The sequence below is a fragment of the Halorubellus sp. JP-L1 genome (assembly GCF_011440375.1).
Lineage (GTDB): Archaea > Halobacteriota > Halobacteria > Halobacteriales > Natrialbaceae > Halorubellus.
Genome location: NZ_JAAOIR010000004.1, coordinates 17,587 through 30,682, shown reverse-complemented (window position 1 = coordinate 30,682; position 13,096 = coordinate 17,587). Strand labels below are relative to the sequence as shown.

At 69.2% G+C, this 13,096-nt stretch carries 9 protein-coding genes; 6 read left to right on the top strand and 3 right to left on the bottom strand.

Translation table 11 applies throughout. The features are described from left to right. Nucleotides 1–57 precede the first annotated feature (57 nt). Together csg and G9C85_RS15580 are read right to left on the bottom strand one after the other, a co-directional pair. Entirely contained in the window at nucleotides 58–2,691 is a 2,634-nt protein-coding gene (gene csg, locus G9C85_RS15585) for an HVO_2072 family ArtA-dependent S-layer glycoprotein (protein WP_166041712.1), read from the bottom strand. A gap of 595 nt (nucleotides 2,692–3,286) precedes the next feature. Further along, complete coding sequence (locus tag G9C85_RS15580) at nucleotides 3,287–4,228, bottom strand: COG1361 S-layer family protein (protein WP_166041710.1); 942 nt, start codon at nucleotides 4,226–4,228, stop codon at nucleotides 3,287–3,289. 430 nt (nucleotides 4,229–4,658) lie between these two features. Between G9C85_RS15580 and G9C85_RS15575 the strand changes: the two genes are divergently transcribed. The 5 genes from G9C85_RS15575 (at nucleotide 4,659) to G9C85_RS15555 (ending at nucleotide 11,026) form a co-directional block, all read left to right on the top strand. Continuing rightward, nucleotides 4,659–6,059 (top strand): PQQ-binding-like beta-propeller repeat protein, encoded by a 1,401-nt coding sequence (locus tag G9C85_RS15575; RefSeq protein ID WP_166042182.1) that lies wholly within the window; start codon nucleotides 4,659–4,661, stop codon nucleotides 6,057–6,059. 85 nt (nucleotides 6,060–6,144) lie between these two features. Beyond that, the gene (locus G9C85_RS15570) at nucleotides 6,145–8,469 is read left to right on the top strand and encodes a S9 family peptidase (protein WP_166041708.1); all 2,325 of its coding nucleotides are present in this window, start codon (nucleotides 6,145–6,147) and stop codon (nucleotides 8,467–8,469) included. Nucleotides 8,470–8,542: 73 nt separating this feature from the next. After that, nucleotides 8,543–9,523 (top strand): ABC transporter ATP-binding protein, encoded by a 981-nt coding sequence (locus G9C85_RS15565; RefSeq protein WP_166041707.1) that lies wholly within the window; start codon nucleotides 8,543–8,545, stop codon nucleotides 9,521–9,523. Continuing rightward, the gene (locus G9C85_RS15560; RefSeq protein ID WP_166041705.1) at nucleotides 9,520–10,374 is read left to right on the top strand and encodes an ABC transporter permease subunit; all 855 of its coding nucleotides are present in this window, start codon (nucleotides 9,520–9,522) and stop codon (nucleotides 10,372–10,374) included. The genes G9C85_RS15565 and G9C85_RS15560 overlap by 4 nt, the downstream gene beginning before the upstream one ends. 34 nt (nucleotides 10,375–10,408) lie before the next feature. After that, the gene (locus tag G9C85_RS15555; RefSeq protein ID WP_166041704.1) at nucleotides 10,409–11,026 is read left to right on the top strand and encodes a hypothetical protein; all 618 of its coding nucleotides are present in this window, start codon (nucleotides 10,409–10,411) and stop codon (nucleotides 11,024–11,026) included. Between the two features lie 164 nt (nucleotides 11,027–11,190). Here the strand turns inward: G9C85_RS15555 and G9C85_RS15550 are convergent, their stop codons facing one another. Then, nucleotides 11,191–12,171 carry a DMT family transporter gene (locus G9C85_RS15550; protein WP_166041702.1) on the bottom strand — a complete coding sequence of 327 codons (981 nt, stop codon included), beginning with the start codon at nucleotides 12,169–12,171 and terminating at the stop codon, nucleotides 11,191–11,193. Between the two features lie 177 nt (nucleotides 12,172–12,348). Between G9C85_RS15550 and G9C85_RS15545 the strand changes: the two genes are divergently transcribed. Continuing rightward, nucleotides 12,349–13,068 carry a helix-turn-helix domain-containing protein gene (locus tag G9C85_RS15545; RefSeq protein WP_205254389.1) on the top strand — a complete coding sequence of 240 codons (720 nt, stop codon included), beginning with the start codon at nucleotides 12,349–12,351 and terminating at the stop codon, nucleotides 13,066–13,068. Nucleotides 13,069–13,096 lie beyond the last annotated feature (28 nt).

The following is a 13,096-nucleotide window of genomic DNA, read 5'->3' as shown; positions in this document are numbered from 1 at the left end:
CGGATCGACGGCGGCGAAGAAAGAACCGCGAAAGCCGGAAGCCTTAGCTCCGGTAGTTCAGCGACTCTGGCGACGCCGAACGAGCGCGAAGACCAGCATCGCGGGGGCGAGTCCGAGGACGACGAACGCCGACATCCCGCTCCGTGCGGGCGTCTCGCCGGTCGCCATCGCGGACGCGTTCGCTTCGGTCGTCGTCTCGTTCAGTTCGGTCGTGGTCTCTTCTGCTTCAGTGGTGGTTTCTTCCGCTTCGGTGGTAGTCTCGTTGTCATCCGTCGGCGTCTCGTTCCCGCCGTCGTCGGCGGGAAGGATCTCGACCTGGACAGTGTCGGTGTTGTCGCCGTCGTCGACCTCGACCGTGTAGGTGCCGGGCTCCACGCCGTCAGTGGCGAGCGAGGCGGTCCAGCGGCCGTCCAGACCCCACTCGTCGGTCGAGTTCGTCTCGAACTCGTTCGCACTCGGGCCATCGATGACCTCGACGGAGATGGAGTTGTCGTCCGGCTTGCGGTTCGTCAGACCGGCGACCACCATCTGGTCGCCGACGGAGACGTCCTGGACCTCGCCCTGCTCGACGTTACCGGCGGGTCCGACCGACTCGATCGACGTCGCGCCGTCCGTGTACCGGAAGGTCTCCTCGATGGAGAGGTCGTCGCTCGCGACCTCGTTCGTGGTTTCGTCGTTGATGCGCGCGACGACCTGTTCCTGCGTCAGTCCGGTCCCGAAGCCTTGGACGTAGTTCTCGAGCGAGGAGAGTTCCGCGTCAGGCTGGCCGGGCAGCACGCCGTCACCGGCGACGCCGTCGCGGCCGAGACCGATGACGAACGCGCGGATCTCGCCCTCGTTGAGCTCCCGTCCGTCCATCGTGGTCAGCGGGATGTCGTCCTCGTCGAACGTGTCGTCCTCGTCGACCGTGATGCGCTCGGTCGCGACGCGACCGCGCGAGTCGATCATCACGGCGATCACCGAGTCGAGACCCGGTGCAGTACCGATCACGTCGACGGTCCCGTCCTCAGTCGCGATCTGTGCGTTGATCGCCTGGAACGTCCGCGCTTCGTCGAGTCCGGGCTCCTGCACGACGAGCGACGTCTGCGAGCTCGTCGCGCTGGAGAAGTCCGAGGTCGAGAGCGTCGTCTGGATCTCGCCGTTCGAGATCACGTCCTGCGCCTCGACCACGCCGATACGATACCGGCCGGGGATCGAGAAGATGTCGCTGGCCTCCGAGAGCACGACGTCGTCGCGATCCCACTCGCCGGTCGAGTCGACGCTGAGGGTGTCTCCCGCGTCGAGCGTGCCGTCCTCGTTGATGTCGAGGAGCTCCCAGTCGCCCTGGTCGCGAGCGTAGAGGACGACGTCGTCCACGCCGAGTGCGGCGGTGCCGCTCACGTCGACGTCGCTACCGGCGACGTAGATGCCAGGCGGGTTGTCGAACGTCAGGTCGCCCTGGTCGACGTCGAGCGTCTGGTCGTCCTCGGTGTTCCCGAGGTTCGCTGCGATGTCTTCGAGCGAGCGATCGGCCTGGAAGAGGTCGATGCTGACCGAGGCGTCGTCGAGGAACGACGTGTCGATCTGTCCGACGCCGATGCCGGTGTCCTCGTCGATCTCGATCTGTGCCCACGCGAAGTCGGCTTCGCTGTCGTTGTTCGTGTCGAACGTGCCCTTGTCGACGACGTCCTGGACGTCTCGGAACACGTCAGCGGTGACCTGCTCGTTGCGGAACTCGCTGTCCTCGATGACGACGTAGTGGGTCGCGCCAGCGGTGGATCCGCGGACCTCGTACCGGACGTTCTCGCCACGAGTGACGGCTTCGTCCTGGAGGTCGAGGTTCACGTCGTCCTCGGTCTGGACGCTGAGGCTCGACGACTGGCTAGCCGGGCCGAAGTCGAGGTTGTCCCAACCCTCGACGGTGATGGAGAGTTCGCTGACGTCGACGCCGCTGACGTCGAGCGCCCAGTAGGTCGCGTCGAGCGAGGTGACGATGGCCTCCGTGGCGTTACCCTCCGTGGCGTTACCCTCCGTGGCGTTGGTCGGACTGACGTTGAAGTTGCTGTCCTCGAGCTGGCCAAGTCCCTGGAGGTAGACGATACCGGTGCCAGTGCCGCGCTGGCCGGGGTTCGTCACCAGATCGGTGTTCTGGGCGTACGGGCCGGTCAGTGCGCTCACTTGTTGCTCGGAGAGCGCACCGGAGTCGGCGAGTACTTCGCCAGTGATCTCGTCGCCTCTCGAGTCGCGGATGACGAGTTCGAGGTCCTCGGCCTGCTGGAAGTTCCATTCGGCGCGTACGAGGAGCGTCTCGTCCTCCTGGACCGTGGATCCTTCGACGTCCACGCCGCGCTCGTTCATGACTTCGAGTTCGGTGACCCGCGGCGTCTGGACGACGACGCCGGCGGCGTCACCGGATCCGGTGAGAGTGTACTGGCCGCGTTCCTGGTCCTGCGGTATCGGTTCCTCGAGCGGGATGCCTTCGGCATCACCGGAGACGCCGGTCAGCTGCGCCGCGTCGATGGGCGTGCCGTCCTCACCGAGGAAGTTGATGTCCTCTTCGCCCTGGAAGACGACCGGTTTTTCTGTCGATATCTGTACGTCGTCCGGGCCGCCGACGCCCGGGTTGAACTGTCCGGCGTCCCCGCCACGCTGGACGTTCAAACCGAACGCGATGCCCGCGACTGCGGGCGCGGCGACCATGAGAATCACCATCGTGATTACGCCGATTTTCCGCAACGATAGAGTGGTATTAGTTGTCATTTTCGAGTTGTTTCGCCCATGTTAATTTCTGGACATTTTCTGTCATGTCGTTTCAACGGTGTTCTATCGGGTGTTTTTCGTAGTTACGTCTCACCTCCGTCTGCGTAGCAGGTGGTTTGTTTCGAGCATCCATTGTTATGTCCAGACGACAATTCATAAGGCCAGATTGCCTGTAGAGCCCTGAACTCGGGAAATTAGAAGTCCAAGACAATCCGTCAGTGCCCGGTCGCTTACCCCCATAGGGGCGTGTGTGGTTGACCGAAAACACGGGATATCACCGGTTTGTGAAGGTTGGCGACCGATAGGCAGACGGGAGGCGACAGTAAATCGAGGGTTTTCACCCGCCCCAGTGAAACGGAATCGCCGACCGATGTGGACGCCGCGCGCCGCCACTTCGTTCATTCAAAGTTGGTTCATAGACCCAGTAACGAGCGGTTTTTACGCTTCTCCGCTCCGGCGTCGACGCCCGCATCGGCAAGCGGATGCATACTGGGATTCGGCGCCAGTCGCGTCGCACCGGACTGACCTCGCCACGGGCTCGGCGCGCTCAGGCGGCCCACAGCGGTCTGCGCGACACCGCCGATCCCGCCACGGTCCGGTTGTCGACCGTCACGCGAATCCCGGCTCGCAAGTCGCGCTGGACGCGCTGGAACCCGCCGCGCTCGGTGTATCTCGCGGTCATCTCGACGAGGTAGCGACCGGGGTTCGTCGCGGACGCGGCGCTCGCCGTCACCGTGACGGTCTGGGACTCGCCCGGTTCGAGGTCGCCGAGGAACACGCCCGTCGTCGACTGCGCGGCGCTCGACCGCCCGAACCCGACGGCCGAACCCTGCGTTCTGAGCGTCAGGCCGACGCCCTGCGCGACGGTCGTTCCTTCGTTCGTGACGGTGAACGTGAACTGTCCGGTCTCGCCGGGCGAGACGTCCGTCGTCTGCACCGACGAGAGGGCGAGGCGCGGGCGGTCCTCGACGACGACCGTGACGCGCTCTATGACCTCCCTGTCGGCGTCGTTGTACACCGGCTCGTCCGGCCCGTATCTGACGAACGACGTGTAGTCGTAGGCGATCCGGACGGGGAGCTCGTACGTCCCGGGCGGGACGCTCTGTGGGACCGCGATCGAGAAGGAGACCGTTCTCGCCGACGAACCAGGCACGGCGCCGAGGAGCGCGGTCTCGGCCTCGGCATGCAGTCGCCCGTCGAGTTCGGGCGGCAGGCGGTCCGTGGCGATGGAGAGCCGGACGTTCCGGGCCGTCGTGACGCGGTCCTCGAACCGTTCGGGGCCACCACGAACGAGTACGCCGGCGTTCGCGACCGTGATCCGGAGTTCTCGCACCTGCCCCCACTCCAGGGAGTTGTTCTGTGCGACGACGCTGAGGCGTGGGTTCCCGAGCACGGTCCCCTCAGACGATTCGTCGACCTGGGAGACGCCGCCGGTGGAGGCGACGACGACCGCGACGACCACGACGACCGCAACGACGATGGTTCGCATGCTGGACGGTTCGTCGGCACGGGTAGTTACAATGAAGCGCGTACCGGGGAGGAACCCGGCGTTACTGGCCGCTTCGGGCTCTAGGGGCTGGGCAACTCTCTGGGTCGAGGACAGCTACTGGCGGTCCCGACGCACAGACGCCGGTCCCTGACTGCGCCTGCGAAAACGACGCGGCGGGGAACGGTGGCGTGGCGACGACCGCGACCGGGGAGAGAACTGCGGACACCGTGGTGTACGTGGCGGGGCACCCAGAGCGTGCACGCGTACGTCGGCGACGGGACCGGCCGGTACCGCCAAGACGCTCCAGAGGGCGTGGCAGCGGCGCTCGCACTCATCGTCGGAGCGGTCGCCGCGAGCCCGGTACGAGTCCAGCGGACTTCCCGCTCGTGGGCGTATAAGACTTATTCCGGTCGGCGTGCAGGTTGCCGGCATGCCCTCCAGACGATCGTTCCTCGCGACGGCGAGCCTCGTGCTCGCCGGCTGCACGACCGGACCCGCGACCACCTCGACGGGAACCGACGGCGAACCGTCGACCCGGCCGGCGACGACGCCGCCCGGGTCGCGGACGACGGACGACCGCGGGTCGGGGACGGACGACGGGGAGACGACCGATCGCGACGACCGGACGCCGCCGTCGGGCGACGCGGTGGCGTGGACGCTCGACGTCGGTGCGCCGGTCGCGACGACGCCGGTGCTCGACCCGGACGCGGACGTCCTCTACGCCGCCGCCGGTTCGTTCGAACGCGGCGAGCGGCCGCGGGACGCGTCGGACGACCAGGCCGCGCGGGACGTCGTCGCTGCGAGCACGGACGACGGCGCGGAGCCCTGGCGGTACGCGGCGACCGCGGACGTCGTCGACCTCATGCCGGCCGCTGGCGGCGCGTACGCGGCGGTCGGCTGGCCGACGTGGCCCGAGGGCACGGACTTCCGGGTCGAGAAGCTCTCGGGCGGCGAGCGCGCGTGGCGCTCCGCGGGGGATCGCAAGGAGCTGTCGCTCGTCGGGACGACCGCCGAGGGCGGCGTGCTCGCCGGCACGCACGACGATGGCCTGAACGTCGGCGGCGAGACGCTGTTCGCGCACGACGCCGACGGCCGCGAGCGCTGGTCGGTCGAGTCCGGCGACGCGTTCGGCGGGGCAGTCGTCGACGGCAGGGCGTACCTCTCGTTCGCCGACCGACTGACGCGCTGCGTCGACGTCGCGTCGGGCGAGACGGTCTGGGAGGCACCTGGCGGGATCCTCGCCGGCTACGACGACCCGAGGGTGTACGGGGACGCCATCTACGTCGAGGACGACGTCGGCGACGGGCCGACGCACGTGGTCGCGCACGACGCGACCGACGGGAGCGAGCGCTGGCGGTACACGGCCACGCCCGAGGACTCGACGTTCGTCCCCGTCGACGCCGTCGAGGCGAACGGGCTCGTGCACGTCGCCGAGTTCGGCGGCTTCCACGTCGCACTCGACGCCGCGACGGGCACCGAGCGCTGGCGAGGGGCACTCGGGTCGGACGTCGCGGACGGCCCCGTCATCGTCGACGATCTCGTCGTGTACGCGGGCGAGGGGGGCGGTCTCGTCGCGTTCGACGCCGCGACCGGCGAACGCCAGTGGCGGACGCGACTCGACGCTCGCGCGACTCGCGTCGTCGCGCACGCCGGCGGCCTGACCGCGAACCTCCGCGACGACCGCGGCGCGACGCTCGTCCGGTACGGCCTCGACGGCACGCGAACCTGGACGTTCGAGCACGCCGCGGACGTCACCCAGTTCGTCGCCGGCGACGACGGCCGCGCGTACCTCGGCACCGACGACGGCTACCTCGTCGCGCTCGCGACGTAGCACCGCACGCGCCGGTCACGTACTGCGCGCCGGCAGCCCCCCGTCGTCCAGAACGTTCTTGCCGTCGGCGGGCACTGCGTGGTGCATGACAGAGCCAGCAGGCCGCGGCGACGACGAGGGACTCGCCACGGCGACGTACTACGATCAGGAGACGGTCGGGGACGTGGCGGTGTCGCCGTCCGGCGACCGCGTCGCGTTCACGATGACCGAGTACGACGGCGCCGCCGAGGAGTCGCTGACGTCGCTGTTCGTCGCGCCCGCGGACGGCCACCGCGACCCGCATCGGTTGACGCGCGCGTCCGACGCCGGCAGTCCGTCCTGGGGGCCCGACGGCGAGCGACTGGCGTTCCTGGCGACGCGCGACGCCGACCCGGAACTCCGCGCGGCGAACGCGAAGTCCGACGACGACGACGAGGACGACGGCGATGACACCGACAGCGACGACGAGACGAGTAGCGACGACGCAGACAGCGACGAGGACGACGAAGACGAGGAGCCGTCGTTCGGCGAGGAAGAACGACAGGTGTTCGTCTTCGATCTGGCGTGGGGCGGGGACGCGCGGCAGGTGACGACGCGCGAGCACGGCGTGACCGCGTTCGACTGGGGGCCGGAGGGAGAGCGCGTCGTGATCGCGGCGCTCGACCCGACGGAGGAGCAGGCCGAGTACCTGGAGGAGCGCGAGGACGGCGGCCCGATCGAGGTCGAGCGCACGCAGCACAAGGCGAACGGATTCGGGTGGACGAACGACGCGCGAACGTACCTGTTCGTCGTCGACGCGGACTCGCGGGAGAGCGAACGGCTCGACGAGGCGTACGCGAGCGGCGCCCGGAGCGCCCTCGGCGGCGACGGGATGGACCCCCACTGGGGGTCGGGCGACCGGATCGCGTTCGCGTCCTACCAGCGCGAGGACGCGGACGACACGTGGGCGATGGACGTCCACACGATCGCGCCCGACGGCACCGATCACCGCGTGCTCACGGACGGGACGATGACGGGAAGCATCGCGGCGTGGCATCCCGACGGCGAGCACCTCGCGTACGCCGTCGGCGACCCGGAGAACAACTACGAGACCGCCGATCTCGTCGTCGGCGCCGACGATCCGGCCGCGACGCCGACCGTGCTCTCCGGCGACCTCGAACTCCCCGAGTGGGGCGCGTTCTGGACGGGCGACGACGCGCTCTTGGTGCCGACGGGCGACCACGGCCAGACGGTCCTGCACCGCGTCGACGCCGTCACCGGCGACCGCGAGCGCGTGTTCCCCGCCGCGGACGACGACATGACGAGCGCGTTGTTCGCGAACGCGGACGTCGCCGCGGACGGCTCCGCCGCGGCGTTCGTACTGACGCGCGCCGACGAACGGAACGTGCACGCGCTCGACCTCGACGCGCTCGACGATACGAGCGACGATGCGAGCGACGACGCGACCGACGCCTCGAACGACGCCGCACCCGTCGCGAGCGACCGCGCCGCCGCCGACCCGAGCACGGGCGGGCCGCTGACGCGACTGACCGACGCGAGCGCTGCCATCCGCGAACAGGTCGACCTCGCGTGCGAGCGCCTCTCCTTCGAGAGCGACGACGGCGTCGACGTGAACGGGTTCGCGTACCGCGCCGGCGACGCGGACGTCGACGCGCACGACTACCCGGTCGTCGTCGACATCCACGGCGGCCCGACCGTCTACGACCAGCCCTGGTACCAGTTCCGCTACCACTACTGGGCCTCGAAGGGGTACGTCGTCCTGAACGTCAACTACCGCGGGAGCACGAGCTTCGGGCACGAGTTCGCCGAAGCCATCAGCGGCGACTGGGGACCGCGCGAGGCACGGGACGTCGAAGCGGGCGTCGAGCACCTCGTCGACCGCGGGTGGGTCGACCCCGAGCGCGTGTTCGTCACCGGGTTCAGCCAGGGCGGGATCAACACCGCGTTCGTGCTCGCGTACACCGACGTCGCGACCGCCGGCGCCGCCGAGCACGGCATCTACGACTTCTACTCGAGCTACGGGACCGACGACTGCCACGTCTGGTGGGACGACGAGTTCGGCCAGCCATGGGACGACCCCGAGTCGTACTACTCGCTCTCGAGCGTCACGAAGGTCGACCGGATCGAGGACCCACTGCTGTTGACCGCGGGCGAGAACGACTGGCGCTGTCCGCCGACGCAGGCCGAGCAGATGTACGTCGCCGTCAAGAAACAGGGCGTCGACGCGAAACTCGTCGTCTACCCCGAACTCCCGCACGCGTACGGGCCGCCCGAGACCGCGACGCACCGCCTGGAGACCGTCACCGAGTGGTTCCGCGAGCACGACCCCGCGGTCGAAGCGACTGACGGAGACGACGCGACCAACGACGGCAACGCGACCGACGACGGCGACGCGACCGACGATGCCCCGCCCGGCGAGAGCGCCGACTGAGACCCGTTGGGTGAAAGCCGCGTCGTACCTTCTGGAAGACACTTGTACCCGGGGGACGGTTCGGTGTTCGTGAATGGCTGCAATCGAGATTGAGGGGTTACGGAAGCGCTTCGGTGCGGACGCGGTCGCCGTCGACGGCATCGACCTCACCGTCGCCGAGGGGGAGGTGTTCGGGTTCCTCGGGCCGAACGGCGCCGGGAAGTCCACGACGATAAACATGATGCTCGACTTCGTCCGCCCCACCGAGGGCCGCGTCGAGGTGTTCGGGACGGACGTCCAGGCCGACCCGCTCGCAGTCCGCGAGCGCGTCGGCGTCCTCCCGGAGGGCTACGGGTTCGACGACCCCCTGCTGGGTCGCGAGTACCTCGAGTGGGCGATCGGAACGAAGGACGCGAGCGACGACCCCGACGAGTTGCTCGACCTCGTCGGCCTCGCCGAGGACGCCGACCGGTACGCGACCGACTACTCGAAGGGCATGCAGCAGCGCCTCGCGTTCGCGATGGCGCTCGTCGACGACCCGGACCTCCTCGTGCTCGACGAACCGTCGACGGGACTCGACCCGAACGGTATGCAGCAGATGCGGGACGTCGTCCGCGAGCGCGCCGCGAACGGGACGACCGTCTTCTTTTCGAGCCACATCCTCTCGGAGGTCCAGTCGGTGTGCGACCGCGTGGGCGTGATGAACGACGGCCGGCTCGTCGCGGTCGATACCATCGAGGGACTCCAGGAGGGCCTCGGCGGGCACGCGAACATCACGCTCGAGTGCGGCGACCGCCCCGACGAGAACGCGCTCGAACGCGTCGACGGCGTCGTCGACGTCGCGGTCGAGGGCACCACGGTGGACGTGGCGTGCGCGCACCCCGGCGCGAAGGCGGAGGTCGTGACGCACCTCGCGGGCCGAACGAGCGTCGACGACATCCGCTCGGAGGGCGCCTCGCTCCAGTCGCTGTTCAGCGAACTCACGGACGGTGGTCGCGACGGCGAGAGCGAGGCCTCCGAAGAGAGCGACGCCGGTGACGACCCCGCGACGACCCAGGCGGAGGTGTCCCGATGACCCTCGGGGACGTCGCGACGAATGACCTCACGGCCACCAGTCGCTCCCGGGGGCTCTGGGCGCTCGCGACCGTGCTCGCGCTCCTGTTCGCCGGCATCGCGTACGGCTTCAGTGGCTACCAGCTCTCGCCCGCGGAGACGGTCCGGGCGCTCTTTTCCGTCCTCGGGATGGTGCTCGCCTTCCTCCTGCCGATCGTCGCGCTCGTCGCGACGTACATGGCGATCGCCGGCGAGCGCGAGAGCGGGGGCGTGAAGTTCCTGCTCGCGTTCCCGAACACGCGCCGGGACGTCTTCCTCGGGAAGCTCGCGAGCCGGTTCCTCGTCGTCGCTGCGGGCCTCTGCTTCGCGTTCCTGGCGGCGACCACGGTCGCGGCCGCGAAGCACGGCGTCGTACTCGCCGGGCTCGTCCTCGGCCTGCTCGCGCTCTCGCTCGCGTACGCGGGAGCGTTCGTGAGCATCGCAATCTCGGTCTCGGCGGCCGTCGCCACGCGGAGTCGCGCCGTCACGGCCGCCATCGGGAGCTACTTCCTGCTCGTGCTCCTCTACGTCGTCCCCGGCGTCCGCATCACAGCCATCGTCCGCTGGTTCCACACGCGGATGCTGGGGTTCGAGCCGAACCTCGACCTCTACAACGCCATCACGTTCACGAGCCCGTACGTCGCCTACCGGAAGGCGACGAACCTCCTCCTGCCACCCGAACAGCAGGCGTCGGTGTTCCGGCGGACCGCGGACGCGACCGGCGCCCTCCCGTGGTACCTCGCAGACGAGGTCGCACTCGTCGTCCTCGCCGCATGGATCGTCGTACCGCTCGCGCTCGGCTACCAACGCTTCTCCCGCGCAGACCTCCTATGACCGCACTCGCAACGCACCACTCCACGTGTTCGCCATGATCGCTCGACCGACTCGCTCGCACGTCCTGATCGCCGTCGGATTACTCTTGCTCGTCGCGCCAGCGTTCGCGCCGCTCCAACCCGTCCTGGAGCACGACACCCACCGCACCGAGTTCCAGAACGAGACCCAGCTCGAAGCGGAGGGGTATCGCGTCGTCGAGTACGAATCGCTCTCCGAGCGCGGCAAGGCGCTCTACGTCGAGACGCTCCAGAACGGTGGAACGTACGCCGTCGCGGCCGACGAGGGCGCGTCCGACTTCCGGTACCCGACGGCGGGCGAACTCGGCGACCTAGACAACGCCACGGCGTACCGCGGTCTCGCGTACGTCGTCGTCGAACGGCCCCCGAATGCGTCGCTCCCGCCGGCGGACGAGCGCGTGGAGTCCGCCCAGCACCTCGTGAACCGGAGCGAGGAGGCCGCGGTGGGCGAGGAGACCGTCGGCCGGAACATGTCCGTCGAGGAAGTGCGAGCGCAGATCGCGCGCTACGACGTCATGGAGACGCGGACGACCCAGCCCGACCTCACCGCGGAGCCCGCACTCCTCCGGTTCGGTGCCGCGATGCTCGGCGTCGTCCTCACCGGGGCTGGCGGATACGTCTCGTCGAAGCCCTGACGAGCACCGCTCGTCGAACCACCGATGACGCGACCACGGAGGGGGACGACGGAGTCCGCCCTAGGTGGGTATCGGCTGGTGACAGGGGAGGCGACGAGATAGAGCGCGAACAGAGCGCGGCAATCGCTCCGGTAGGGACCGCCAGTCGTCTCAGCGAAGCGCGTTCAGTCCGGCGAGTCCGGGGGGACGTCGGCCGCGGACGCCGTCTTCGGGTCCGCATCGGCGTCGGTCTGTGATCGGGCGGTGCTGACGACGTAGATTCCGACGGCCATCACGACGCCGCCGACGACGAACCCGACGCCGAGTGACTCGTCGAGGAAGAGGGCGCCGAGTGCCGCGCCGACGACGGGCTGGGCGAAGAAGTACACGGCGACGGTACCGGTGTCGACGTACTCGACGCCCTTGTACCACGCGTACCAGGCGACGGCGGTCGCGGCGACGCCGAGGTAGAGCACCGCAGCGACGGTCTCGGGCGTCACCGGGATCGTCGACAGCGCGGTGTCGGTGACGGCGAGTTCGACCCCGGCCGCGACGACGAGCGGCGGCGTGGCGAGGAGCGACGAGTACGTCGCGGTCTCCAGCGCCGAGTACTCGCGGACGAGGCGCTTCCCCCAGACGGTGTACGCGGCCCACCCGGCGCTCGCCAGGACGAGCAGTGCCACGCCCGAGGCCGCGCCCGCGCCGAACGTCGCGAGGTCGTACCGGCTCGCGAGGACGACGCCCGTCCCGGCGAGCGCGAGCGCCATCCCGCCGGTCTTGCGCGCCGTGAGCGACTCGCCGAGGACGGTCACACCGAGGGCGAGCGTCGCGACGGGCGTGAGTACCGTGACGAGCGCGCCCTCGCTCGCGGTCGTCAGGTCGGTCCCGAGGAACTGCGTGACGAGCGTGACGGACACCCAGACGGCGAGGACGCCGAACCCGCGCCAGTCCGCTCGCGAGAACTCCCGCGAGGGGTACGCGACGGCGACGACCGCGAGGAGCGTGGCCGCGCCGACGGCGACGCGGAGCGCGGCGAGCGTCACGGGCGGGATCGACGCGAACCCCCACTTCGAGACGACGTACATCCCGCCCCAGAGCACGCTCGCGAACAGGGGCGCGAGCGCGAACGCGTTCGAGCGGACGCGGGCGAAGCGAGGACCGGCCATCAGTCATCGAACGTCAAGCCGCGGGGGTCTTGAACGTGCCGGGGTCCATGGTAGTTGCCGGTTCCAGACGTCGCCGGTTCGATCGCGGACGGTGGCAGTTCTTGCCGGACGCCGACCATGGTCGCCCGACCTGTCACACCGCTACACACATATCTACTGGGCATGTACGATACGAGGATGAGTCAAGCGGCGAACGCCGGGACGCGCCTCACGCTCTCGCTCTGGCACCCGAACTGCTGGGCGATCGAGAGCACCGAGAAGGTACCGGGCGGCGTCCTGGCACACGCCATCTACAACACCCCGATGACGGCACCCGAGTCCGTGAACGGCCTGTTCACCGCGTTCGGCGAGACCCAGGCGGAGGTCGACGCGCTCTTAGAGGAGATCCAGGCGTCCGAGCACGCCGGCGAACTCCTCGAACTCCAGGAGCGCTTCGGTCGCGCTCGCGACGCACCCGGGAACGTCGTCCGCGAGTTCTTCCTCGAGTACGACCCCGCGGACATGGTCTGCCCGACCCTCCTCGAGCACGGGTTCGTGCACAGCGCGCCCGTCCGCATCGAGGACGGCAGCGAGGAGTGGCAGGTCTGCTTCACGGGCGACCGCGAGAACATCGAGGATTCCCTCGACCGCGTCCGCGAGGACGCCGGCGCCGAAGTCTCGGTCGCTGCGATCACCGGCCCCGACAGCGGCAGTCCACGAAGCGAGCGCGAACGCCGGCTCGACTCCCTCACCCCGACCCAGCGCAAGGTCTTCGAGCACGCGCGCGAAGCCGGCTACTACGAGTGGCCGCGGGGCTGCTCGACGCGCGACCTCGCCGCCGACCTCGACGTCTCCAAGACCACGCTCCTCGAGCACCTCCGCAAGGCCGAATCGAAGCTCCTGGACCCGGACGACTGACGGCGTCCCGAGAGCGAGTCTCCGCGAG

Bases quoted from the DNA above. Each gene is read 5' to 3' on its own strand.
- G9C85_RS15575 (WP_166042182.1), top strand. From the start codon at position 4,659: ATGCCCTCCAGACGATCGTTCCTCGCGACGGCGAGCCTCGTGCTCGCC.
- G9C85_RS15560 (WP_166041705.1), top strand. From the start codon at position 9,520: ATGACCCTCGGGGACGTCGCGACGAATGACCTCACGGCCACCAGTCGC.
- G9C85_RS15555 (WP_166041704.1), top strand. From the start codon at position 10,409: ATGATCGCTCGACCGACTCGCTCGCACGTCCTGATCGCCGTCGGATTA.
- csg (WP_166041712.1), bottom strand. From the start codon at position 2,691: ATGGTGATTCTCATGGTCGCCGCGCCCGCAGTCGCGGGCATCGCGTTC.
- G9C85_RS15570 (WP_166041708.1), top strand. From the start codon at position 6,145: ATGACAGAGCCAGCAGGCCGCGGCGACGACGAGGGACTCGCCACGGCG.
- G9C85_RS15565 (WP_166041707.1), top strand. From the start codon at position 8,543: ATGGCTGCAATCGAGATTGAGGGGTTACGGAAGCGCTTCGGTGCGGAC.
- G9C85_RS15580 (WP_166041710.1), bottom strand. From the start codon at position 4,228: ATGCGAACCATCGTCGTTGCGGTCGTCGTGGTCGTCGCGGTCGTCGTC.
- G9C85_RS15545 (WP_205254389.1), top strand. From the start codon at position 12,349: ATGAGTCAAGCGGCGAACGCCGGGACGCGCCTCACGCTCTCGCTCTGG.
- G9C85_RS15550 (WP_166041702.1), bottom strand. From the start codon at position 12,171: ATGGCCGGTCCTCGCTTCGCCCGCGTCCGCTCGAACGCGTTCGCGCTC.